We start from the raw sequence: 23,016 nt of genomic DNA, 5'->3' as shown, positions 1-23,016 counted from the left end.
TTTGGCCTATGAGTGTGGGGTCTACTGGAAGACGAAGGGAAGGTTATAGCCTACCCCCAGAGAAAAGCCCATACCAAAGCCGCTGGTGACACGGACGTTGGTGGCGGCATTGAGGGTGAAGGCACGGGAGATAGGAATATCCGCCCCAGCATTCAGCATCAGCGCGGTGTTGCCGTTGAAGGGCACATCTACCCCAGCCCCCACGTAGGGCTGGAACAGCACCCCACGAGCCGCCATGGTATTGAAGTTGTAGGTGAGGGGCACCGCAAAGTTGGTGAACCGCTCGGAGATAAAGAAACCGGGCCGCAGGGCAAACCGGGGGCCGAGGGAAATCTTGCTGATCACATTGACGCCAAAGTCGCCAATGGCGCTGTCAGGATCGCCAAAGCCCACGTTCCCCGCCACGCCCAGATAGGCCGGAGAAACCGAAGCCGCCATGGGACGACGACCCGCCTGAGCCAGTTCCAGCCCTTCACCCACAACGGGGGCCGCATCGGGGATAGCCCCATTGAGGGCGGCCTGGAGTCCGGCATCATCAAAGCTGATTAGGGTTTCGTCGCTCGCTTGAAAGGCCACAGGAACGGTGGGTTCCATCAACAGGGAGGCGGTGGTGGCGGCATCCGCAGGAATCACTTCGGCTGTTTCTAGGGTGGCTTCTTCCGTAACCGTAGCCTCAACAACGGTGGCCTCAGCAACTTCAGGCGTGGGGGTCTCAACGGCTAGGTCGGCGCTGGCCTCGGGGGTGGCCTCAGCGGTTTCTACCACAGCGAGGGCCAGTTCATCTTGGGTTTCGGCGGTAAAGGCTTCGGCTTGGGCAGGCAGGGCCGTGGCAACGCTAGCGAGAGCCGCCACCCCTACTAAAGTCGAAAACGATTTGAAGTAGGCCATAAATCTTCTTTTAAACTCCTCAAAAATTGCCGATGATTCGTTGCAATAGACCATTAGGTCTAGACACCACACAGTAATTGCGAAAGATTGTATCACCTCTTTTCCAGGTGAGTGGGCTTCTCAAGACTTTCAAGATACGTTTATACCTGGAGTCAGCAACGCCCTAGGATGGCACGATCCGCCGGGGATGGGGGACATGGAGCCTCACCCAGTGGTAGGCAGCTCGGTTGAGCAACAGCCCTACGCTGACCAACAACCCCATCAGCACAATTTGGTACCAAGCCACGGGCTGGATCACCAGGTCGGCGGCCAGGTGGAAGAGGTTCAGCAGCGTATACACCCCGGTAAGCCCCAGGTGGGCCAACCGCAGCGAGTGGGACGGGTGGATTACAATAGCCACCATGGCCAGCAGCGGCAGGATAAAGAAGGCCAACATCCCCCACAGCACGGGCTCAATCTCTGCGATGGTGGTGGCCACATGACCGTGGGCCGCAAGGACACTCAGCCCGTGGAACAGGGGCATGAGGGCAAGCTGGGTGTGAAATAAAAGACCGAGCAAAAACACACCCCACAGAACTGTGATTTGCTGGGTTAACCGCAAGTCCTCTAGGAAGAGAGGATCTTCACCACGAGACGAATTCAGCGCCATACCAACCTCCTAGTCTGAAGCGATCACCGTTAGAGTGTTAGGCCATGGCTGGATATCTCTATTATCGATCAAGGGATTAGGTGGGGGAAGACCCAGGCGGGGGAAGGCTAAGGCGAGAAGGCGCAGGCTTGAGGGTGGATTGCCCTACCGTAGGGCGGTGCCCAGAAGGCGCTGCTGTTGGCTAACCGAGGTGAGGCTGTTGGCCACAATCCAACCGCTCGCCGCCACGGCGGGAAGGCCAATGCCGGGGAAGGTGCAATCTCCCGTACACCACAGTCCTGGCAATGGTGTTTTGCCGCTGGGCACCAGGCCATCCTGCACCGAAACGGCGGGGCCATAGCTGCCGCGATACCGTCGCAAAAAGCGTTCGTGGGTGAGGGGGGTGCCCACCAGTTCTACTTCCACCCGCTGCCGCACGTCGGGGATCACCCGTTCCAGGGCTTGCCAGAGGGGTTCAGCCCGCTCGGCCTTCAGGGCGGCATACTCGGCACTGCGGCGATCTAGCCCTTGCCACAGGTCGTAGGGTTCGGTGGCGGGGGTATAGACGTGGATGGTGTGCTTGCCCGCTGGGGCGAGGGACGGGTCTAGCACCGTGGGGATGGACATGACAATTAAATTGTGGGGGGCAGTGATGCCGAGACCCCAATCTTGCAGGGTGATGTAGTGGCAGGCCAGATCCTCCGGCAGCCCCGTGGCATCAATGCCCAGGTGCAGGTGCAGAAAGCTGGGGCAGGTGGGCATGGCCTTGCGTTCGTCTATAAATGACTGAGGTAAGGCACCCGCAGGCACCAGCGGCAGGGTATCCCAAATCGACGCATTAGAAACTACTGCCGTCCCCGCCGTGAGGGTTTCCCCAGAACGCAGCCGTACCCCCGTTGCCCGCCCGTTTTGGACAAGGATTTCCTTCACAGGGGCACCCAATCGCAGGGTGCCGCCAAATTTTTCTAGCCCCCGCACCAGGGCATTCACCAAGGCCGCACTGCCGCCGATGGGATAGTCCAGCGTCACCCCCGGTCGGTACCACTCGGCAAACATAAAGGCGATTTCGGCGGTGCTGGTGCCCTCAGCCGGGAGCCCAGAGAGCAAAAAGCACAGCATATCCATCCAGTGGCGGATGAAGGGATCGGTGACGGTGCGGTTCAAAATCGTGCTGAAGGGCTGGCTAGACTGCGCCAACGCCGGGGCATTTTGCAGCAGTTCCCAGGCGTAGGGCAGCACCGTTTGTAAGGCCCCAAAATCGAGCCGCAACGTAGCCGGAGGGAGGGCCGTGGCCGCTCGTCCCAGAGGTGCCATCACCCGCTGAAGCCGTCGCCATTCCTGCACGGCATTGTCGCCGCGCACCCGCTGCAACACCTGGCAAAATTGGTCGTTGCCGATGGTGGTGTCAAAGTCGCCTTCGGGAATGCGAACGCCCCAGGTGTCGTAGTTGGCCCAGGTGATGCTGTCCGCTTCGCCAAGGGCATCCAGCACATGGCGCAGGGGGTTCGTCGATGGCCGCGAGGACAGCCCCGAATAGAGCGACGGGCCAGAATCGAACCGAAACCCCTGCCGCTCGAAACCGTGGGCCGCGCCGCCCGGAATGGTGTGGCTTTCGCAGACCACGACCCGCAGGCCATAGCGCGCCAGCAACGCCCCACAGCACAGGCCACCGATGCCGCTGCCGATAATGATCACGTCGGTTGCTGTTGGGGTTATTGTCGGATTTGCCATCGAAAAATTACACCCATCATTGCCAAAGAAGGGGCCGTAGAACAGCGCCCAAGGTGATCATAGAAGGTTTTTCCTTTCTCCGCTGGTTAGACGATAGCGGCGGATTTGATTCAGAATCCGTGCCCTAGACAGAACGGCATCTAGAAGTTGTGCCCTGGGACAGGGATAGGACAACCCCAGAACGACGAACCCGTTGCCCTGGCGATGACCATGCCAGAAATGGAGAAGGCATACTAGGCTGGTGTCTATTGCCCCCGTTCCCGATTCCATGGACTTCAACCACCTACACCTCTATGTCGATGACGTGGCCCACTGGCGGGATTGCTTAGTTCGGCAGTGGGGTGGACAGGCCCAGATGGCGCATCCTGCAATGGCTGATCACACGGCCTTGGTGTGTTTGGGCCAAATCCCCGTGCTGATTAGCGCCCCCCACGACACCGATCCCGCCGTTGCCGCCTATCTCCAGCAGCACCCACCCGGACTGGGCGATGTGGCCTTTTGGGTGCCGGACTTAGATCACACCCTGACCTACCAATTTGCAGGCGGCGACACGGATTTGCTAACACCCATTACCGAAGCGGCGGGTGGTCGCTGGTGCCAGGTGCGGGGCTGGGGAAATCTCCGCCACACCCTCGTAGAATCGGCGCGGCCCATGGCCTGGGTGCCGGGGGTAGGGGCGGTCAAGGGGCCGTTGAATCCCCAGGACGCGTCGCCCATTAGCCACATCGATCACGGGGTGATCAACGTTCCAGCGGGGCAACTGGCGGCGGCGGTGGCGTGGTATGGGCAGCGGTTTGGGTTCCGGCCCCAGCAGCGGTTTACCATTGATACCCCCTGGTCGGGGCTGCGGAGTCAGGTACTCGCCCATCCCCAAGGCAGAGCCACCCTGCCGATTAACGAGCCCACCACCGCCAATTCCCAAGTTCAGGAGTTTTTGGACTGGAACCGTGGTGCCGGGGTGCAGCATGTGGCCCTGCATACGGGGGATATTGTCAAGACTGTCGAGGGTTTGAAGGCGCTGGGAGTGCAGTTTTTGGATGTGCCTCCGGGCTACTACCAATCCCTGGCCCAGCGCCCCGGCCACGGGGACATTGAGGCGGACTGGGTGCGGCTTCAGATTTTGGCCGATTGGGACGACGACACCCCCCAGACCAAGCTCCTGCAAACCTTTACCCAGCCCATTTTTCCTATCCCGACGCTGTTTTTTGAGATCATCCAGCGCCAAAAAGGCTGGGCAGATCAACGCCCCATCATTGCCCAGGGGTTTGGCGAACGGAATTTTCAGGCCCTCTTTGAGGCCATTGAACAGGAGCAACGCAAGCGGGGTAGCTTGGCCTAAGCTGGCTTTGGATGCAGAACCCCAGGGCGAGGAGACCTCGCCCCTACGGGGTGGCTGGGGGGTTACTTATCGCGGATCATGCTGGGGATGCTGTGTTCCAGAATCATCTCTTTGGTGAAGTAGCCGAGGGCTTGGAGGAGCCGTGCCACGCAGCCCGTCCATCCGGTTTGGTGGCTGGCCCCAATACCGGATCCATCATCGCCGTTGAAGTATTCGTAGAACAGGATCAGGTCTTGCCAGTGGGGGTCGGTTTGGAACTTTTCGCAGGGGCCATAGACCGGACGCCGCCCGTTTTCGTCCTTGAGGAAAATCCCCGCGATCCGTTCGGCCACGCACTGGGCGATGTCGAACAGGTCTTTCTGTTCCCCCGACCCGGTGGGATATTCTAGGGTGAAGTCTTCGCCGTAGTAGCTGAACAGTTGCAGCAGCGCCCGCACCAGCAGCAGGTTCATGGGCATCCACACCGGGCCGCGCCAGTTGGAGTTGCCGCCAAACATCCCAGAGGTGGAATCGCCGGGGACGTAGCCCACCTTATACTCCTGGCCACCGTGGTGGAAGATATAGGGATTGTCCAGGTGGTGGCGGGAGAGGGAACGAATGCCGTGGGGGCTGAGGAATTCGCTTTCATCCAGCATTCGCGACAGTACCCGCTTCAGCTTGTCCTCATTCAGCACCGCCAGCATATAGCGGTCGCGCACGCCCGGTTGGGTGGTGAGGTGGATGTTGTGGGTGAGTTCCGGGTGTTTGGCCAGAAACTCCTGGATTTCCTTGCTCAGGCGCGGCAGTTTTTGCAGCACCTCGCGGGGGAACACCGCCACCGCCATCACCGACAGCAGCCCCACCAGAGAGCGCACCTTCAGTCGGGTGGAGGTGCCATCGGGCAGGCGCAGCACGTCGTAGAAGAAGCCGTCCTCTTCATCCCACAGTTCGTCCTGGTGTTCGCCCATGCGATCCATCGCGCCGCCAATCCACATGGTGTGCTGGAAGAATTTGAGGGCAAAGTCTTCGTAGAGCGGGTCGTGGAGGGCCAGTTCTAGGGCAATTTGGAACATCTGCTGGCTGAAAAACACCATCCAGGCGGTGCCGTCGGCTTGCTCTAGGAAACCACCCGTGGGTAGGGGCGAACTGCGGTCAAACACGCCGATATTATCCAGCCCTAGGAATCCGCCCTGGAACAGGTTGTTGCCGCCCTCGTCCTTACGGTTCACCCACCAGGTGAAGTTGATCAGCAGTTTGGAAAAGGCGTACTTGAGAAATTCCACATCCCCCTTGCCGTCGTGAACCTGGCGGTCGCGGGTGTAGATTTCCCAGGTGGCCCAGGCGTGGACGGGGGGGTTGACATCGCCAAAGTTCCACTCGTAGGCGGGGATTTGGCCGTTGGGGTGGAGGTAGTCTTCCCGCAGCATCAGCATCAGTTGATCCTTGGCAAAACCGGGGTCGATCAGGCTGATGGGGATGACGTGGAAGGCCAAATCCCAGGCGGCATACCAGGGGTATTCCCACTTGTCGGGCATGGACACGATGTCGTCGTTTTTCATGTGGAACCAGTCGCTGTTCCGCACCCGCTTTTTGTCCGCCACGGAACTCCAGGGGTTGACGTTGCGCTCCCGCAGCCAGGGGTCGAGGTCGTAGTAGAAGTACTGCTTCGTCCACATCATCCCCGACAGGGCTTGGCGCATGACGTTAGCCCGGTCGGCATCCGCCTGCACCGAGGGGGGAATCACCGTGGCATAGAACTCGTCGGCTTCTTGCATCCGAGCGGCAAAGCTCTGGTCAAAATAGTCGCCAAAGGGATCGCCCACCTCGGCGGGAGTGGCCTTGGTCAGCCGCAGTTTAATCACGGTGGTTTCTCCGGCCCCTACGGTGATTTGGTAGTAGGGAGCCACCTTAGTACCGATTTGGCTAGGATTCACCGCCTCAGTTTGGCCGTGGATCACGTAATTGCTGATCCCATCTTTGACGTAGGGATTTTCATTCGGCTGGCCAAAGATGCGCTCGGTGTTGGTTTCGTTGTCGGTGAACAGCAGCGGCACCCCGGCTTGGCAGTAGAAATAGTAGTCGTGGATGAAGGGGGTCAGCACCGGGTTGTTGACATGGGCCTGCACCACACCGCAATTCTGGCCCGATTGGGCGGTCATGGCGGGCTTTTCCCCGGTGTCCTCCCACGACCAGGTATTGCGGAACCACAGGGTGGGCAGCACATGGAGGGGAGCCGCCTCTGGGCCACGGTTGGCCACGGTGATTTGAATCAGCACATCCTCGGCGTCGGCCTTGGCATACTCCACAAACACATCGAAGTAGCGGTTGTCGTCAAAGATGCCCGTATCCAACAACTCATACTCCGGCTGGTAGCGATCCCGGCTGGCGTTGGTTTTCACCAGGTCTTCGTAGGGATATTCCGCCTGGGGATACTTGTACAAATACTTCATGTAGGAGTGGGTGGGAGTGCTATCTAGGTAGAAGTAGTACTCCTTCACGTCCTCCCCGTGGTTGCCTTCGCCGTTGGTGAGGCCAAACAGCCGCTCCTTCAGGATGGGGTCTTTGCCGTTCCACAGGGCTAGGGCAAAGCAGAGCAATCCGTGATCATCGCAAATGCCGCCCAATCCGTCTTCTCCCCAGCGGTAGGCACGGGAACGGGCGTGGTCGTGGGGGAAATAGTCCCAGGCGTTGCCGTCGGCGCTGTAGTCTTCGCGCACGGTGCCCCACTGGCGTTCGCTGAGGTATGGCCCCCATTTGTACCAGTTGGTTGCACCGCTGTAGAGTTGCTGGAGGCGTTGGGATTCTAGGGACATGGTCAAGATCCTAGGGAATATAGGGGACAAATCAGGAGGCAGATTTAGGAGAAGGCAAATTTAGGAAGAACCTTGGGGCACTCTGCCAGCTTACAAAACCGATCTACAGCAGTTATAGGACATCTCATCGGCTTTCGGGCGATAGACTTTAGTCGATAAATGTGACCCTCTATACCCTTGGTCTGTCATGCCTTCCTCTGCCAGTCCCAGCCCCTTCCACGATGGCGCTGATTATTCCGATCCCGCCCCTTCTACCGACCCCGCCCACCTTGCCGATCCTGTCGATTTCGATATCCTCCGCCTCGCCTACCACCGCTTGCAGCAGCAGTACCACGCCCTCGCTGCCTTCCTCGGCACAGCTTCCCATGAGCTACGCGCTCCCATCAACCAGGTGATCAGCCTGCACCAGCTTATTTTGGAAGACCTCTGCGAAAATCCCGACGAAGAGCGAGAATTTATCGCCCAGGCCAACCAGGCCATTGTCCGCATTCTCAAAAATCTGGATACCCTGATCGGTTTGTCCAAACTGGATATCGGTGCTCTGGAGCCCGCCCAGACCTCCGTTTCCCTGGGAAAAGTTCTGGCCACCGTGCAGCGGTTTACCGAAATGCAGTGCATTAACCGCCAGTGTCGGCTAACCGTCAACCCAGGGCCAGAGCCCCCCCAGGTGCTATCCGACGAACACTGGCTGACCCAAGCCCTGCTAGGTTTGGTCGAAGCGGCCCTTGTCGCTGGCAGTACCGCCATTTCCCTTCGCCTCCTAGACAGTGGCGGCACCGAAGTTGGCCATCCCGAATCCGATGATGCCACCGTGACGCTGAGCTTCACCTGCAACGCTCCGGCCAGCCAATGGCCCCCGTCTGCGCCCTCCGACCTCCCCCAACCCGCAGCAGACAAGGGCGCTCATCCAGCCATTTCTCCCAGCTTTCGCTATCATCTGGCCCATCGTTTGCTGGGGCACCTGCACATCGCTGTCCGGGGCACCGTCTGGTCTATGTCTGACACCAACTCTGACACCAACGCCGATCAGCACACCCTAACGCTGACCTTGCCCCGAGCTAGCGATAACCCGTAGGCAAGCCAGCCGGGGGAGTTTACCTAGGCCCAGGGGCGACCCCCAGCCGACCCCTATTAGTTCTGGTTAGACTCCGCAGCGCCCGCAGAGGTTGATCGGGTTTCCCAGGCCAAAAGCCACTGCCGCAGCCGTTGGGTAAGGGGTTCTCGCCGATTGATCAGGTAAATGCTGACTAGGGTAAAGCTCACCCCCAGCCATTGTAGGGACGAAAGGGTTTCCCCCAGGAACAGGTTGCCAAACAGCAGGGCAAATACTGGCGTGAGGAAGGTGAGGGCACTGAGGCTGGTGAGGTTGCCCTGGGAGGCTAGGAAGAAGAAAATTCCGTAGGCGAGGGCGCTACCGAGGATGGTGGAGTAGGCAATGGCGGCCCAGTCCATTCCGGTTAGCCCTTGCCAAGACTGGGTTTCGGTGAAGGCGGAAAGGCCAAACAGGGGAATGCCGCCCAGGATCATGTGCCAGCCCGTGGCCACCACCGCATCCGCATGGCGACAGACGTAGCGGATTAAGATCGTCCCTGTGGCCATGGAAAGTGCCGCCAGCAGCATCAGCCATTCTCCCCCTTGCAGCAGGGTATCTAGGGCGGTGCCGTCGGTCAGCCAGTCGGTGTTGCCGTGGACGAGGGCGAAAATCCACTCATCGGGCAGGCCCAGCAGGCTAATGCCCGCAATGCCCCACAGCAGGCCAATCCAGCCCAGGGCACCGATGTGTTCGCCGAACAACCCCCGCGCCATCACCGCCACCGCCAGGGGTTGAGAGTCAATCATCACCGAGCCCAAGCCCGCCCCGGTGCGCTGCAACCCCGCCGCCAAAAAGCCTTGGAACAGGGTGCCATCCACCAGGGCAAACAGAGCAATCCACAGCCAAGCCTTGCCGCTCAACCGTTGGGGACGCCCCAGCCCCAGGCTGACCAACAATACCAACAGCCCCGCTGGCACCAGCCGCATCCCCGCCATAAAAAAGGGCGTGGTGTGGGGCATAGCTCCCTTCATCGCCACCATGGCCGTTCCCCACAGAAAAAACGGGGCAATCAGCAGAATGGGGTTCCGGGCGGGTGGCTGGAGAGACTCAGAAGCATCCATGGGCAAGCGGCGTTAGGAAAGCGGGGGAGGAGGTCAGGATCGCGACGATGGGATCATCAGAGCATCATCACCGGATGGCATGAAGAAATATAGCGACTTGTATCGGAATCCTTGGAGAAAGCTTAACGCAGTTCCGTCGTCGTTGCCGAAACCCCCTCCTAGCCTGTCAAAGCGCGTTCCAGGGAATTGTTAAGATAGCTACAATACATTACAGGACGGCTATCTTTTCCGTTGCCCTCCCCTCGTTCCCCATCATCTGTATACCGCTATGATTTGGCCGATTCCCCCCCGTTCCCGTAAATCCATCGCCCGCCTTGAAGTGACTGGCGCGATTGGTGCGGCCACCCGTAAGCGCGTCCTCGAAGCCCTCAAAACCATTGAAGAGCGCAAATTCCCGGCTCTACTGCTGCGGATTGACAGTCCGGGCGGCACCGTGGGCGATTCCCAGGAAATCTACACCGCCCTGCGTCGCCTGCAAGAGAAGGTCAAAATTGTCGCTAGTTTTGGCAATATTTCGGCCTCTGGGGGCGTCTACATCGGCATGGGGGCCAATCACATCATGGCCAATCCCGGCACCATCACGGGCAGCATTGGCGTCATTTTGCGGGGCAACAACCTAGAACGCCTGCTAGAGCGGGTGGGGGTGTCCTTCAAGGTGATCAAATCCGGCCCCTACAAAGACATTCTCGCCTTTGATCGGGAACTCACCGACGAAGAAAAGGTCATCCTGCAAGAGCTGATCGACATCAGCTATGGCCAGTTTGTGAAAACCGTGGCCGAGGCCCGCCGCCTCACGGAAGACACCGTCCGCAGCTTTGCCGATGGCCGCATCTTCACCGGAGAACAGGCCGTTTCCCTGGGCGTGGTAGACCGCCTCGGCAGCGAAGAAGACGCCCGCCGCTGGACGGCAGAACTAGCCGGATTGGATCCCGACAAGGCGGAATGTATCACCATCGGCGAGAAAAAAGGCGGTCTGCGGCGACTGCTTCCCGGCAGCAGCGAAGGCCAGGTCAATCGTATCCATCCCGCCCTAGCCGCCGCCGGACTCTCCCCCGAAACGGTAAGCGCCACCCTCGACTGGATCGCCTTCGAGCAATCCACCAGTGGCCTGCCCCTGTGGCTCTATCGGCCCTGATAGGATGGGGAACAGAAAGATTCGCTAATATGGGCGCTGGGCTGAGGCCGCTTCAACCTGTGGCAGAGCCTTGGTTAGGCCCATCTTAGTGGGCTGTTCTGGCACAACAACGTCAATTAAAACGTTGGTTAGGTTAAATCATCAGATTGAACATCGTGGAGGATAGGGCGTGGACTGGCGAACCTGGGCAATTCGAGGGGCTGTGACCGTGACAGAAAACACCGAAGCGGCCATGGCCGAGGCGGTCACAGAGCTGTTAGACGCCCTAGAAACGCGCAACCAGCTCGATCCCTCCTGCATCATTAGCGCCACCTTCTCCGTCACGCGAGATTTAGACGCTATCTTCCCCGCCGCCGTGGCCCGTCGCCGCCCCGGTTGGGATAATGTGGCCCTGCTCGATGTCCAGCACATGCACGTTGAAGGTAGCTTGCCCTGCTGCATTCGGGTCATGCTCCATGTGCAGTTGCCCATCGTCCATGCCGCCATTTCCCACGCCTACCTGCGCGGAGCCCAAAGCCTGCGCCCCGACCTCAGCCTCACCTCCACCTCGGTCTAACGCTGAACCCGACCCCGGCCCACCGGGTATCTAGCGGGCAAGGAGACCTTGCTCCTACGGTGGGCGGGATGTGGATTTATGGACTCGCTGAGACAAAAACAACAGGTTTGTTTCAAAATATAAACAGTCAGGCTGTCTAGGGCGCTCAGATTTTGTGGATGAGCGTGCCAGCCTGAGACGTTTCTCTTCACAGCGAGCCACAGCGGGTATGACGCAAGCCTTCTCTGCACCGATTACCGTTTCTTCTCCGTCTGCCTCTGCCAATGGGGTGAAGGCAACCAATGGCCACGCCGTACCAGCGCAACCCCTCAGCCCCTTTGTGGCGCGGCACCTGGGGCCAACAGCGGCGGAACAGGCAGCGATGCTGGCGGCTCTAGGCTATGGGTCGTTAGAAGAACTCATCGAGGCGACGGTTCCCGCTGCGATTCGGCTACCGAAGGATCTTGACCTACCCAAGGGCTTAGATGAGGCGGCGGCCTTGGCCAAGCTGAAGACCCTGGCTAGCCAGAACCAGGTGTGGCGATCGTACCTGGGCCTGGGCTATGCCAACACCCTCACTCCCGGCATCATTCAGCGCAACGTGCTGGAAAATCCCGGTTGGTACACCCAATACACCCCCTACCAGCCGGAAATTTCCCAGGGTCGCCTAGAGGCACTGCTGAACTACCAAACCCTGATTACCGACCTGACCGGGATGGAAATCGCCAATGCGTCCTTATTAGACGAGGGCACGGCGGCGGCGGAAGCCATGACCCTGGCCTTCAACGCCCGCAAGAAAAAGGACGCAACGACGTTCTGGGTGTCCGAAGCTTGTCACCCCCAAACCATCGACGTGGTGAGAACCCGCGCCCTTCCCCTGGGTATCGACGTGGTAGTAGGCGATCACCGCAGTTTCGACTTTGCCACCCCCGTCTTTGGCGTGCTGCTGCAATACCCCGCCACCGATGGGGCCATCTACGACTACGAAGCCTTCATCGCCCAGGCCCATGCCGCCAACGCCCTAGCCACCGTCGCTGCCGACCTGCTCAGCCTCACCCTGCTGCGGCCCCCTGGGGAATTTGGCGCGGATATCGTGGTGGGCAACAGCCAGCGCTTCGGCGTACCCCTGGGCTATGGTGGCCCCCACGCCGCTTTCTTTGCCACCCGCAATACCTTTGCCCGCAAGCTGCCCGGTCGTTTGGTGGGGGTTTCTAAAGATAGCTACGGTGCCCCCGCCCTGCGTCTGGCGCTGCAAACCCGCGAACAACACATCCGCCGCGATGCCGCCACCAGCAACATCTGCACTGCCCAGGTGCTCCTAGCGATTATGGCCAGTATGTATGCGGTCTACCACGGGCCGGAGGGGCTGAAGGCCATCGCCCGCCGCATCCATCAGCAGACCCAAACCCTGGCCCAAGCCCTCACCGCCGCCGGATTCACCCTCGGCCATGAACCCTACTTCGATACCCTGCACGTCACCGTCGGTAGTCAGCAATCCGCCATTCTGCAACGCGCCGCCGCCCACCGCATCAACCTGCGTGTGGTGGATAGTGAGACCCTGATTGTTGCTCTGGATGAAACCGTTACCGATGCGGATCTTCAAGATCTGATCACCGTCTTTACTGGGGAGGAAAGTTCAAAGTTCAAAGTTTCTCCTTCGGAGACGCTACGCGAACAAAGTTCGGAATTGTTGGGTACTTCGCCAGTGCCATCCATCCACGTCCGTACCAGCCCCTTCCTGACCCACCCCACCTTCAACCGCTACCACAGCGAAACGGAGATGCTGCGGTACCTGCACCGTCTGCAAGCGAAGGATTTGTCCTTGGCGACGGCGATGATTCCTTTGGGGTCTTGCACCATGAAGCTGAACGCCACGGCGGAGATGATCCCCGTCACCTGGCCGGAGTTTGGTCAGATTCACCCCTTTGCCCCGGTGGATCAGGCCCAGGGCTATCGGCAGTTGTTCACGGATTTGGAAACCTGGCTATCGGAAATCACCGGGTTTGATGGCGTGTCTTTGCAACCCAACGCCGGGGCGCAAGGGGAATACACCGGACTGCTAGTAATCCGCGAATACCACCAGCAGCGGGGTGACACTCACCGCAACGTGTGTCTGATTCCCCAATCCGCCCACGGCACCAACCCCGCCAGTGCGGTGATGGCCGGGATGAAGGTGGTGCCCGTGACCTGCGACGAGGAGGGCAACATTGATGTGGCCGACCTGGAAGCCAAGGCGGCAAAGCACAGCGACAACCTGGCGGCGCTGATGGTGACGTACCCCTCCACCCACGGCGTGTTTGAGGCGGAAATTGCCCGCATTTGCGAGATTGTCCACAGCCACGGCGGCCAGGTCTATATGGATGGAGCCAACATGAACGCCCAGGTGGGTCTCTGCCGTCCGGCGGACTTTGGCGCAGATGTCTGCCACCTCAACCTGCACAAAACCTTCTGCATCCCCCACGGTGGCGGCGGCCCTGGGGTCGGCCCGATTGGGGTGAAGGCGCACCTGGTGCCCTACCTGCCGGGACATAGCCTCGTCCACGGAGTCGGCGGCGATCAAGGGATTGGAGCCGTCACCTCCGCCCCCTGGGGTAGCGCCAGCATTCTGCCCATTTCCTGGATGTACATCGCCATGATGGGGCCGCTGGGCCTGAAGCGGGCCACCGAGGTCGCCATCCTCAACGCCAACTACATCGCCCAGCGCCTGGAGGGTCACTACGACATTCTCTACACCGGGCAAAATGGCCGCGTGGCCCACGAGTGCATTCTGGATGTGCGCCCCTTCAAAAAGTCCGTCGATGTGGGCGTGGAGGACGTGGCCAAGCGCCTGATTGACTACGGCTTCCATCCCCCCACCATGTCTTGGCCCGTGGCGGGGACGCTGATGGTGGAACCGACGGAAAGCGAATCCAAGGCCGAACTGGATCGCTTCTGTGACGCCCTGATCGCCATCCGCGAGGAAATCCGCGCCATCGAAACCGGAAAGGCCGACGCCGAGAACAACCTGCTGAAAAACGCCCCCCACACGGCGGCGGATCTGGTCTCCAACTGGAACCGTCCCTACGACCGCGCCCAGGCCGTGTTTCCCACGGAGTTCTGCCGCAGCGCCAAGTTCTGGCCAGCGGTGAACCGGATTGACCAAGCCTATGGGGATCGGAACCTGGTGTGCTCCTGCATTGGCATGGAAGCCTACGGCGACGGCGCGGGTGAGGTAACGCACAACGGCTAGGCTGTCGATGCAGTGAGGGCATCCTTGGCCTGCGCGTTGCTCTCACTGCCACCGTGAAGCTGCTGTCACCATTGTCTGCATGACAATCGGCGGCAGCTAACCGTCGGGGGACAGACTACTCACGGTATCCTAACCTCCCTGGCTATCTTCAACCTCCTGGGTAGTGGACGGCCTGGGAGGTTGCTTACTGATACAAAAACAATCGTTTGGCGGCGCGGGTAAAGGCCACATAGCAAAGCTGGTTGCGTTCGATGATATTGCGGTTGGCCTTCATGGAGGGAATATCCACGAACACATCTTGGAAGGTGGAACCCTGGCTTTTGTGCACCGTGAGGCTGTAGGCATAGTCCACCTCGTGGAAGCGCTGGCGCAGATCCCAAAATTCCATCCAGCGTTTTTCCTTGGCCAAACCATCCAGTTTGGCTTGAAATTCCCTCTGGCCAGATTCGTGCAGCACGCGCAGGGTTTTGTAGTCGCCCTCTTCGGTTTCCACCTCTAGTATCCACACGGGCCATTCCCCCTCGCGCCCCCGTGCGGTGTAGAGGACTTCGCATTCCGCCGAGGTAGACAGCACTAGGGTTTCTTCATTTAGGCAGGGGTTGAGGGCAATCAGCCGTTCTCCAGCCACAAAGCGCGGCGCGTTGGGCGGGTGCAGGGCGTGGCGAATCATGCGGTTGAGTTCGTTGACGCGGCGGTTGGTGTAGGCCAGGGCGCGGACTTGGTCGGGGTTGTCTTGGTAGCTGGGGCTGGTGAAGGCTTTGATCAACAGTTTTTCCCAGGTGGGGCGGGGCAGCACAAAGCAGCCCTCGGTGTGGTCGGCGTTGCTGTCGGTGCGGAAGCGGGGCAGGGTGGGCCGTTCTAGGTTGCGGCGCAGGTCTTCGGCAACCACGCCAATGGCCCCGCCGTAGCGCACCACCTCCGTCAGTTCGCTGCGGTGCAGAATGGTGCGAAAACAGGCGGATTCCGGCTCATTCACCGGGGGCAACTGGGCTGGGTCTCCCACAAACAAAATTTGGGTGCTGTGGTACAGGTTCGACACCGCATTCACCAGTAGTTCCCACAGTTCCTCGTTGACCATGGAGCATTCGTCCACAATCACCAGGCGATAGCGGTCGAACTGGCTGCGCTGCTTTTGATCGACCTGGAACACCTGCCTGCCGTCCTCTTCGTTCACCACCGGACGCAGCCCCAGCAGTTTGCAGCAGGTCATGGCGTCCACCTCCAGCCGCCACCGGGCCGCCATGGTGGCCAGCACTTTGGTGGCCTTGTTGCTAAAGGCCGTCAGCACAATGGGGCGATGATCTCCCCGCTGCCGCAACCCCTGAATAAACGCCTGCAACAGGGTGGTTTTGCCCGTGCCCGCATAGCCCGTCAGCAAATACAGCTTTTCATCGCCCGACACAAAGTCATCCAACGCCGCCAAGGCTGTTGCCTGATCGGGGGTCAGTTCCACCGTGCGATCAGAGGTTTTGCGGCTCTGGGTTTTTCGGCCAGAACGCTGAGACGGAGAGGTGGGCTGAGGTGTCACCATGGGCTTTGCGGAGGGATACGGTCGGCAACGGCAGCGAGGACAATGAGCAACACGGCACCAAATCGGCCCCCTGAAGCCTCCCGGCTTCATTCCGGTCTTAGCCCTGCCATCAGTGTGCCCAGCTTCCGGGCGAAATCGACAGGCGAAATCGACGGCAGCCCTTGCCCCAGGATAGCGATCACAGCGTGATAAAATGCGTCATAATTCTGATACATTTCGATTGAAACCAGGGGCACGGGGTGTCTCCCTTCATCAATCGGTTCGGTTCATTTGGCTGTGTAGAGAGAGGATTAACCGTTCATGGATGCTGTAATGCTGCTGGCTAAGCTACCCGAAGCCTATTCACTGTTCGATCCCCTGGTGGATGTGCTGCCCATCATTCCCGTTTTCTTCCTGCTGCTGGCCTTTGTGTGGCAAGCCGCCGTGGGCTTCAAATAAGGTTTTTGGGGGCCACCCACGAACGGATGGGCTCTAAACCCTAAAAAGCTGTCATGGGTCTATGGCAGCTTTTTTCATGGCCATATCAGGCCGTCGATTTCAGGTTACAGAACGTAACCAACCGCTTGTATTCGCTCCAAAATGGCGGTTTAGTTTTAGATATCTTTACGTTTTTTCATCGCCGTTTTTCCTTGCCCTTGTTCGGCATCGTCGCCTATGTTCCCCACCCATCGTCCCCGTCGTCTGCGCCAGCATCCTCAACTTCGCCGCATGGTGCAAGAGAACATCGTCACCCAGGCGGATTTGATCTATCCGCTGTTTGCGGTGCCGGGGGAAAGCGTGGCCAAGGAAGTTTCCTCCATGCCGGGGGTGTACCAGCTTTCGGTGGATAAAATCGTCGAAGAGGCCAAGGAAGTCTACGATTTGGGCATTCCCGCCATCATTTTGTTTGGCATTCCCACCGATAAAGACACCGACGCCACTGGGGCTTGGCACGACTGCGGCATTGTGCAAAGGGCCACCACGGCGGTGAAAGAAGCCGTCCCCGACCTGCTGGTGATTGTGGATACCTGCCTGTGCGAATACACCTCCCACGGCCACTGCGGTTACTTGGAAGTGGGCGACCTCAGCGGACGGGTGCTGAACGATCCCACCCTAGAACTGCTGAAGAAAACAGCGGTGGCCCAAGCCAAGGCAGGGGCCGACATCATCGCCCCCTCTGGCATGATGGATGGCTTTGTGCAGGCCATTCGCAGCGGGTTGGATGAGGCCGGATTCAGCGATACGCCGATTCTCTCCTACGCCGCCAAGTACGCCTCCGCCTACTACGGCCCCTTCCGGGATGCGGCGGAAAGCGCACCCCAGTTTGGCGACCGCCGCACCTACCAAATGGATCCCGCCAACGGCACCGAAGCCCTGAAGGAAATTGAGCTCGACATCGCCGAGGGGGCCGACATGCTGATGGTGAAGCCCGCCCTGGCCTACATGGACATCATCTGGCGGGTGAAGGAAGCCACCAATCTGCCCGTCGCTGCCTACAACGTCTCTGGCGAATATTCCATGGTGAAAGCCGCCGCCCTCAATGGCTGGGTGGACGAGCAAAAAATCGTGATGGAAACCATGACTAGCTTCAAGCGCTCTGGGGCGGATCTGATCCTCACCTACCATGCCAAGGATGTGGCCCGCTGGCTGGCCTAAATACCTCCATCCATGACCCTTATCCTCACCAACGACGACGGTATCGACGCCCCTGGTATTCAAGCCCTGCGGGATGCCCTGGCCGATCAGCCGACCTGGGTGGTTGCGCCGGATCAGCATCTCTCCGGCTGTAGCCACCAGATGAACCGGGGTGGGCCAATTGCCATCCAACCCCGCGACGACCGCGCCTTTGCCATTGGCGGCACCCCCGCCGACTGTACCCGTGTGGCCCTGGGGCACCTGTGTCCTGAGGCCACTTGGGTGCTGTCGGGCATCAATGCCGGGGGCAACATGGGGGCGGATCTCTACGTTTCCGGGACGGTGGCAGCGGTGCGAGAAGCGGCCCTGTTGCGGGTTCCTGGCATCGCCATTTCCCACTACATTCGCAATCGCCAGCCCATTGACTGGGGCAAGGCCCGCCAGTTGGCCACTAAGGTGATCCGCACCCTGATGGCGGAACCGCTTTCACCGGGGTGCTTTTGGAACGTGAACCTGCCCCACCTCCAAACCCACGATCCAGAGCCGGAGATGGTGTTCTGCCCGCCCTGCACCCAGCCGCTGCCCACAGAATTCAAGGTTGAAGACAACCAGTTTCACTACACAGGCCAGTACGGCAACCGCCGCCACGACCCCGATTCCGATGTGGCGGTTTGCTTTGGGGGCAACATTGCTGTCACCAAAATCTGCCTTTGGTAGGCCCTAGAACGAGTGACGGCCTCACCCTCGATTATCGCTGCCCCCAATGGGCTCAACTATCGCAAGGCGGCACCCGTCCTAGATCATCCTAAGAGCCCGAACTATCAACTTTGTTCATGTCATCCATGAACATCAGTTTTTGTAATTTTTGCTACAGAAAATTAGGCTAATAAAAGAAATGCAGGAGGTGAACTATGAAGGTGCATACCGCTTATTGGCCCGAACTGGCCTATTCCGAATCATCCCCATCGAGGGCGGCGGAGTGGCTGCATCGGTTGTGGCAGCTCGTGATCAGCCATGTCGAGATCTCGGATGAACCACGGGTGTGGCAAAGCCAGAGCCGGGACAGCGCTCCAGCCTGGAACGCCTACGATCCCATCACGGGGCAATCGGTACATTTAGTATCTGAGGTTGAGTTGCGTCGTTGGCTAGAAGACTTGCACTACCAAGATCAACGCATCGCCGAAACCCGACAAGCGGATCTGAAACTGCTGTGGCACTGCTAATTGACCTCTGCCCCTGGGAGATTGTCTACAGCGGATTACCAACGACGACGAGCTGAGCCGCAGACTAGCAGGCTGAGGACGCCTCCTTGTTCTGGGGGTTGAGGGGGATGTCCGTAAGCCCATCCAGGACTTGGTCGGCGGTGGCCGTCCAACCTACAATGCCACCCTGGGCGCGTACCATGTCCAGGGTGGCTTGTTTAAATTCGGGGAAGTAGCTTTCGGTGGCGTCTTCGACCAAAAGGCATTCATAGCCTCGGTCGTTGGCTTCGCGCAGGGTGGTTTGCACACAGACTTCCGTTGTCACCCCAGTTACAATCAGGTGACTAATGTGGTGGGTTTTGAGCAGAAACTCTAGATTTGTGTTGTAAAACGCGCCTTTGCCCGGTTTGGCAATTACGGGTTCATCGGGCTTGGGGGCCAGTTCTGGGATGATTTGATTGCCCGGTTCCCCTAGCACCAAAATTCGCCCCATCGGCCCTGGATCGCCAATTTTGAGGGCGGCGTTGCCCCGCTGGCGCTTGCTGGGAGGGCAGTCTGTTAGGTCGGGGCGGTGGCCTTCCACGGTTTGCAGCACCAGCCAGCCCCGTTCCCGGAAGGCCCGTTGCAGCCGCTGCACCGTGGGCACAATGGCCTGAAGGCGGCTAACTTCGTTTCCCAGGGCGGCCCCAAAGCCTCCTGGTTCCAAAAAGTCGCGCTGCATGTCGATAATGACTAGGGCTATCCCCGTCTCGGTGGGCAGCGGATAGTCGTAGGGTTGCGCCGCAATGACAGCCATCGCCAAGATTTTCCTCAGACCGCCAGTCTCTAACCATTTTTCTACAAAAACGGTTTCTCTGGCTTAGACAGGGTCTATTCTAAGGGCAAGGCCGTGATAAAACCGATGCCATGATTACGCTATTAACCGACTTTGGCCACCAGGATGCCTACGTGGGCGTAATGAAGGGCATTATTGCCAGCCGTTGCCCCACCACCACCATAGTAGATTTAACCCACGACATCCCACCCCAAGACCTCTGGGCCGCGCGGTTTCAGTTGTTGAGCGTGTTTCCCTACTTTCCGCCCCACACGGTGCATCTCGTCGTTGTTGATCCTGGCGTGGGGACTAACCGACGGGCCGTGGCGGTGCGGCTGGCGGGGGGCTGTTTTGTGGGGCCAGACAACGGCATCCTCAGCGGCGTGCTGGAATACGCCCCGGTGCTAGAGGCAGTGGAGCTTACAAACCCGGCCTATTGGCGATTGTCTACCCCCAGCGCCACCTTCCAAGGGCGAGATATTTTTGCCCCCGTAGCGGCCCACATGGCCAATGGGGTGACGCTAGCGGCCCTAGGCACCCCCCTTGCGCCAGAATCCCTGGTGCAGCTCCCGGTATCACCCCTCCAACACACCGACCAAGGGCTGGAGGGCAGCATCCAATACATCGACCACTTTGGCAATGCCATCACCACCATTCCAGCGATCCACCTCAGCGATGGCCCCTGGCATCTCCTTTGGCATCAGAAAACTCTGCCCAGCACCACCGCCTACAATGATGTGGCTCCCGGTGCCCCCCTAGCCCTAGTCGGTAGCCACGGTTTTTTGGAAATCGCTATGAACCAAGGCAGCGCCCAGAACGAGTTGGGCCTTGCTATTGGAGATCGGGTGTGCCTGGTACAACATCCCTAGCCTTTCCTCGGGTGGGTCATCAAGGCTTACCCCAAACTAAGGTGACTTACCGCAGGGAGAACTTACGAACCGCCAACAGGCTCCCCATGAGCCCGACCAGGGTGCCCAGCCCCAGCAAGGCCGTGGCCAGGACGATCAACTGCTGGGAATTGAGGCTGAGCCCCTGGGCAAGGAACTGGATGAAGTCGGCCTGTTGCTGAGCGAGTTCGGCCAAGAAGGTTTGGATGGTGAACAACAGCCCCCAGGCCACGGCGGCTCCGGCAATGCCAAAGCTGGCCCCTTGTAGGATAAAGGGCAAATAGATCCAGGTGCGGGTGGCTCCGACGAGCTGCATTACCTCAATTTCGCGGCGGCGGGCCAGCACAATCAGGCGGATGGTGGTCGTGATGACGGCGGTGGCTGTGAAGGTGAGGACGGTGATGACCATGATGCTAGTCCATCGGAGTCCTTCGTTGAGCTGGGCCAGTCGGGTCACGGCCTCGTCGATGTAGCGTACCTCATCCACTCCTTCCAGTTGCTCCAGCTGGTTGGCAATGGCGGGAACAGCCTCCGAGTCCCTAGCTTTGACCTTGAGTTCGTCCACTAGGGGGTTGCCCCTCAGTTGGGCCGTAGCGCCCTCAATGTTGGAAATCCCCAAATCCTGCACGAGACTGGCCCAGGCTTCTTCTTTCGTGATGGGCGTGACCTCCACCACGTTGGGAATGGCAACCACAGCGGCCCGTAGGTCGTTGGCCTGAAACCCGCTTTGCAAATAGGCTGACACCTCAAGCTGGCTCCCAAATTGGTTCAGCAGCCGCTCTAGCTGCCAGGTGGACTGCAAACTCACCCCAAACAAAAAGAGCAAGACTGTGATGGTGCTGATGGCGGCCCAGTTCATCCAGCCGCCCCGCCGCAGACCCAGCAGCGTTTCCCGCAGCAGATAGTCAACCTGGGTAAAAAACGAGAACATGGCTACCTCTGCCCATCCTCTGGGCGCTGGACTGAGTTTAGGACATCCGCTTCCTTGGGCACCCCTAGACACCGATACCCCGGCCAAGGGGCCAACCAAGAGGAAGGCCCAAGCTAGGTCGCGCTGTCCCATCTGGGTCACGGTGTTCAATCTGTGGTGTGACCTGTGGGGTTGTAGAGACTATCGTCAATCTGTAGAGGCTATCGACCTGTTGGGGGCTTGTCAAGCAAACGTGTGGCTTTGCAACATCGGCCTGATTACCAACATCGGCCTAATTCATAACATCGGGCTAATTCCCAATATCGGGCTATGGTGAAAGGGGTATCCTTTAGACCTGTTGCCGATTGAGTGTCTATGGTTTCGTTTACGTCCCTCCCGGCTGCGGATCCCCTCAGTGTGGGCGGATTGGTGGACTATATCAAAGCCCTGCTGGAGGAAGACAGCCAACTGCGGCGGGTGTGGGTCGTTGGGGAGGTTTCTAGCGCCAACTCCCACAGTAAGGGTTTATTTTTTAACCTGACGGATTTAGACAACAAGGCCACCATTAGCTGTGTGGCGTGGCGCAGCCAGTTTGCCAAAATGAACGACCTGCCCAAGGTGGGTGAACAGGTGATGGTGCTGGGCACGGTGAAGGTGTATCCCCAGCGCAGCAGCTATCAAATCACCGTCTGGCAGGTGTTGCCCACGGGGGACGGGCTGAAGGCACTCCGGCTGCGCCAGCTCAAACAGCGCCTAGAGGCCGAGGGATTGTTCGACCCGCAGTATAAACGGCCCCTGCCCACCCTGCCCCGCACCATTGCCGTGGTGTCGTCGCCCCAAGCCGCTGCCTGGGGGGATATTCAGCGATCCTTGGGCCATCACCACCCAGGGCTGCACATTCTCTTTTCCCCGGCCATTGTGCAGGGAGATAGTGCCCCTGATTCCATCGCAGCAGCCCTAGATCGGGTGGCGCAGGATGGCCGAGCTGAGGTGGTGATTTTGGCACGGGGCGGCGGGGCCAGCGAGGATCTAGACTGCTTCGACGATGAGCGAGTGGTGCGGGCCGTGGCCGATTGCCCCATCCCCGTTGTTACAGGCATCGGCCACCAGCGCGACGAATCCCTGGCCGACCTCGCCGCCGATCTATGTGCCCACACCCCCACCGCCGCTGCCCTGGCTGCTGTCCCGGCCCTGGCCGACTTAGAAGCGGCCCACCAGCAACGGCAGGCTCGACTGCAAACCGTGGTCACAGAGACGCTTGCCCTCGCCCAGGACGACCTCCAAACTCTGGGCCAACGGCTGCAACGGCTGCGGATCGATCAACGGCTGGAACAACAGCAGGCCAAAATGTCGCAGCTTCAGGGGCGTCTGACCTACGCTGTCCAGGGCGAACTGCGCCGCGCCACCGACCGCTGCCAAGCTCTCCGCGCCCACCTGATGACCCTCGACCCCGACACCGTCATCCGCCGAGGCTATGCCCTGGTCAAAGACGAGGCCGGACACCTCGTCACCCAAGCGGATCATCTGAGCCCCGGCCAAGTTCTCCAAATCCAACTCGCCCAGGGCCAAGTCACAGCGCAGGTGATGGCCACGGAGCCCCAGCGTTGAGGGATCTTGCCAGCGATAT

At 59.6% G+C, this 23,016-nt stretch carries 19 protein-coding genes; 11 read left to right on the top strand and 8 right to left on the bottom strand.

Going from position 1 to position 23,016, the window contains the following annotated elements:
* Positions 1 to 21: 21 nt before the first annotated feature.
* From GFS31_RS07630 to GFS31_RS07620, 3 genes are all read right to left on the bottom strand, one after another.
* Positions 22 to 888, bottom strand: coding sequence for a hypothetical protein (locus tag GFS31_RS07630; protein ID WP_198807593.1), 867 nt, complete (start codon positions 886 to 888; stop codon positions 22 to 24).
* Between the two features lie 163 nt (positions 889 to 1,051).
* A complete protein-coding gene (locus GFS31_RS07625; protein WP_225907613.1) occupies positions 1,052 to 1,537 on the bottom strand; it encodes a hypothetical protein in 486 nt (161 codons plus the stop codon).
* 144 nt (positions 1,538 to 1,681) lie between these two features.
* Entirely contained in the window at positions 1,682 to 3,211 is a 1,530-nt protein-coding gene (locus tag GFS31_RS07620) for a phytoene desaturase family protein (protein WP_317135088.1), read from the bottom strand.
* Positions 3,212 to 3,488: 277 nt separating this feature from the next.
* Here GFS31_RS07620 and GFS31_RS07615 point away from each other — a divergent pair, with 277 nt between their 5' ends.
* Complete coding sequence (locus tag GFS31_RS07615; RefSeq protein WP_198807591.1) at positions 3,489 to 4,586, top strand: 4-hydroxyphenylpyruvate dioxygenase family protein; 1,098 nt, start codon at positions 3,489 to 3,491, stop codon at positions 4,584 to 4,586.
* Positions 4,587 to 4,648: 62 nt separating this feature from the next.
* On the opposite strand, the gene GFS31_RS07610 is transcribed toward GFS31_RS07615, so the two are convergent.
* Positions 4,649 to 7,378, bottom strand: coding sequence for an MGH1-like glycoside hydrolase domain-containing protein (locus tag GFS31_RS07610; RefSeq protein WP_198807590.1), 2,730 nt, complete (start codon positions 7,376 to 7,378; stop codon positions 4,649 to 4,651).
* 187 nt (positions 7,379 to 7,565) lie between these two features.
* Between GFS31_RS07610 and GFS31_RS07605 the strand changes: the two genes are divergently transcribed.
* Complete coding sequence (locus GFS31_RS07605; protein ID WP_198807589.1) at positions 7,566 to 8,453, top strand: sensor histidine kinase; 888 nt, start codon at positions 7,566 to 7,568, stop codon at positions 8,451 to 8,453.
* 56 nt (positions 8,454 to 8,509) lie between these two features.
* On the opposite strand, the gene GFS31_RS07600 is transcribed toward GFS31_RS07605, so the two are convergent.
* Positions 8,510 to 9,532: a DMT family transporter gene (locus GFS31_RS07600; RefSeq protein ID WP_198807588.1), complete on the bottom strand. Its 1,023-nt coding sequence runs from the start codon at positions 9,530 to 9,532 to the stop codon at positions 8,510 to 8,512.
* Between the two features lie 268 nt (positions 9,533 to 9,800).
* On the opposite strand from GFS31_RS07600, the gene sppA reads away from it, so the two are divergent.
* From sppA to gcvP, 3 genes are all read left to right on the top strand, one after another.
* Positions 9,801 to 10,667, top strand: a complete 867-nt coding sequence (gene sppA / locus GFS31_RS07595) for a signal peptide peptidase SppA (protein ID WP_198807587.1) — start codon at positions 9,801 to 9,803, stop codon at positions 10,665 to 10,667.
* A 169-nt stretch (positions 10,668 to 10,836) separates the two neighbouring features.
* The gene (aroH, locus tag GFS31_RS07590) at positions 10,837 to 11,223 is read left to right on the top strand and encodes a chorismate mutase (RefSeq protein ID WP_198807586.1); all 387 of its coding nucleotides are present in this window, start codon (positions 10,837 to 10,839) and stop codon (positions 11,221 to 11,223) included.
* A gap of 208 nt (positions 11,224 to 11,431) precedes the next feature.
* Positions 11,432 to 14,431, top strand: coding sequence for an aminomethyl-transferring glycine dehydrogenase (gene gcvP, locus GFS31_RS07585; RefSeq protein WP_198807585.1), 3,000 nt, complete (start codon positions 11,432 to 11,434; stop codon positions 14,429 to 14,431).
* 184 nt (positions 14,432 to 14,615) lie between these two features.
* Here gcvP and GFS31_RS07580 read toward each other — a convergent pair whose 3' ends face one another.
* A complete protein-coding gene (locus GFS31_RS07580; RefSeq protein WP_198807584.1) occupies positions 14,616 to 15,962 on the bottom strand; it encodes an ATP-dependent RecD-like DNA helicase in 1,347 nt (448 codons plus the stop codon).
* A 300-nt stretch (positions 15,963 to 16,262) separates the two neighbouring features.
* Here GFS31_RS07580 and GFS31_RS07575 point away from each other — a divergent pair, with 300 nt between their 5' ends.
* From GFS31_RS07575 to GFS31_RS07560, 4 genes are all read left to right on the top strand, one after another.
* Positions 16,263 to 16,400 (top strand): photosystem II reaction center protein K, encoded by a 138-nt coding sequence (locus GFS31_RS07575; RefSeq protein ID WP_190496662.1) that lies wholly within the window; start codon positions 16,263 to 16,265, stop codon positions 16,398 to 16,400.
* A 216-nt stretch (positions 16,401 to 16,616) separates the two neighbouring features.
* Positions 16,617 to 17,597 (top strand): porphobilinogen synthase, encoded by a 981-nt coding sequence (gene hemB, locus GFS31_RS07570; RefSeq protein ID WP_198807583.1) that lies wholly within the window; start codon positions 16,617 to 16,619, stop codon positions 17,595 to 17,597.
* A 12-nt stretch (positions 17,598 to 17,609) separates the two neighbouring features.
* Complete coding sequence (gene surE / locus GFS31_RS07565; RefSeq protein ID WP_198807582.1) at positions 17,610 to 18,293, top strand: 5'/3'-nucleotidase SurE; 684 nt, start codon at positions 17,610 to 17,612, stop codon at positions 18,291 to 18,293.
* A 194-nt stretch (positions 18,294 to 18,487) separates the two neighbouring features.
* Positions 18,488 to 18,799: a hypothetical protein gene (locus tag GFS31_RS07560; RefSeq protein ID WP_198807581.1), complete on the top strand. Its 312-nt coding sequence runs from the start codon at positions 18,488 to 18,490 to the stop codon at positions 18,797 to 18,799.
* 64 nt (positions 18,800 to 18,863) lie between these two features.
* Here GFS31_RS07560 and GFS31_RS07555 read toward each other — a convergent pair whose 3' ends face one another.
* Complete coding sequence (locus tag GFS31_RS07555; protein ID WP_198807580.1) at positions 18,864 to 19,574, bottom strand: cysteine hydrolase family protein; 711 nt, start codon at positions 19,572 to 19,574, stop codon at positions 18,864 to 18,866.
* Positions 19,575 to 19,684: 110 nt separating this feature from the next.
* Here GFS31_RS07555 and GFS31_RS07550 point away from each other — a divergent pair, with 110 nt between their 5' ends.
* A complete protein-coding gene (locus GFS31_RS07550) occupies positions 19,685 to 20,461 on the top strand; it encodes an S-adenosyl-l-methionine hydroxide adenosyltransferase family protein (protein WP_198807579.1) in 777 nt (258 codons plus the stop codon).
* A gap of 46 nt (positions 20,462 to 20,507) precedes the next feature.
* Here the strand turns inward: GFS31_RS07550 and GFS31_RS07545 are convergent, their stop codons facing one another.
* A complete protein-coding gene (locus tag GFS31_RS07545; RefSeq protein WP_198807578.1) occupies positions 20,508 to 21,410 on the bottom strand; it encodes a cell division protein FtsX in 903 nt (300 codons plus the stop codon).
* Positions 21,411 to 21,764: 354 nt separating this feature from the next.
* Here GFS31_RS07545 and xseA point away from each other — a divergent pair, with 354 nt between their 5' ends.
* Positions 21,765 to 22,997: an exodeoxyribonuclease VII large subunit gene (gene xseA / locus GFS31_RS07540; protein WP_198807577.1), complete on the top strand. Its 1,233-nt coding sequence runs from the start codon at positions 21,765 to 21,767 to the stop codon at positions 22,995 to 22,997.
* Positions 22,998 to 23,016 lie beyond the last annotated feature (19 nt).

The organism is Leptolyngbya sp. BL0902 (assembly GCF_016403105.1).
Taxonomy (GTDB): domain Bacteria; phylum Cyanobacteriota; class Cyanobacteriia; order Phormidesmidales; family Phormidesmidaceae; genus Nodosilinea.
The sequence above is the reverse complement of the archived record's forward strand: the minus strand, read 5'-3'. Positions and strand labels throughout refer to the sequence as shown.

Bases quoted from the DNA above. Each gene is read 5' to 3' on its own strand.
- GFS31_RS07630 (WP_198807593.1), bottom strand. From the start codon at position 888: ATGGCCTACTTCAAATCGTTTTCGACTTTAGTAGGGGTGGCGGCTCTC.
- GFS31_RS07625 (WP_225907613.1), bottom strand. From the start codon at position 1,537: ATGGCGCTGAATTCGTCTCGTGGTGAAGATCCTCTCTTCCTAGAGGAC.
- GFS31_RS07610 (WP_198807590.1), bottom strand. From the start codon at position 7,378: ATGTCCCTAGAATCCCAACGCCTCCAGCAACTCTACAGCGGTGCAACC.
- GFS31_RS07605 (WP_198807589.1), top strand. From the start codon at position 7,566: ATGCCTTCCTCTGCCAGTCCCAGCCCCTTCCACGATGGCGCTGATTAT.
- GFS31_RS07600 (WP_198807588.1), bottom strand. From the start codon at position 9,532: ATGGATGCTTCTGAGTCTCTCCAGCCACCCGCCCGGAACCCCATTCTG.
- sppA (WP_198807587.1), top strand. From the start codon at position 9,801: ATGATTTGGCCGATTCCCCCCCGTTCCCGTAAATCCATCGCCCGCCTT.
- gcvP (WP_198807585.1), top strand. From the start codon at position 11,432: ATGACGCAAGCCTTCTCTGCACCGATTACCGTTTCTTCTCCGTCTGCC.
- GFS31_RS07580 (WP_198807584.1), bottom strand. From the start codon at position 15,962: ATGGTGACACCTCAGCCCACCTCTCCGTCTCAGCGTTCTGGCCGAAAA.
- GFS31_RS07575 (WP_190496662.1), top strand. From the start codon at position 16,263: ATGGATGCTGTAATGCTGCTGGCTAAGCTACCCGAAGCCTATTCACTG.
- hemB (WP_198807583.1), top strand. From the start codon at position 16,617: ATGTTCCCCACCCATCGTCCCCGTCGTCTGCGCCAGCATCCTCAACTT.
- surE (WP_198807582.1), top strand. From the start codon at position 17,610: ATGACCCTTATCCTCACCAACGACGACGGTATCGACGCCCCTGGTATT.
- GFS31_RS07560 (WP_198807581.1), top strand. From the start codon at position 18,488: ATGAAGGTGCATACCGCTTATTGGCCCGAACTGGCCTATTCCGAATCA.
- GFS31_RS07555 (WP_198807580.1), bottom strand. From the start codon at position 19,574: ATGGCTGTCATTGCGGCGCAACCCTACGACTATCCGCTGCCCACCGAG.
- GFS31_RS07550 (WP_198807579.1), top strand. From the start codon at position 19,685: ATGATTACGCTATTAACCGACTTTGGCCACCAGGATGCCTACGTGGGC.
- GFS31_RS07545 (WP_198807578.1), bottom strand. From the start codon at position 21,410: ATGTTCTCGTTTTTTACCCAGGTTGACTATCTGCTGCGGGAAACGCTG.
- xseA (WP_198807577.1), top strand. From the start codon at position 21,765: ATGGTTTCGTTTACGTCCCTCCCGGCTGCGGATCCCCTCAGTGTGGGC.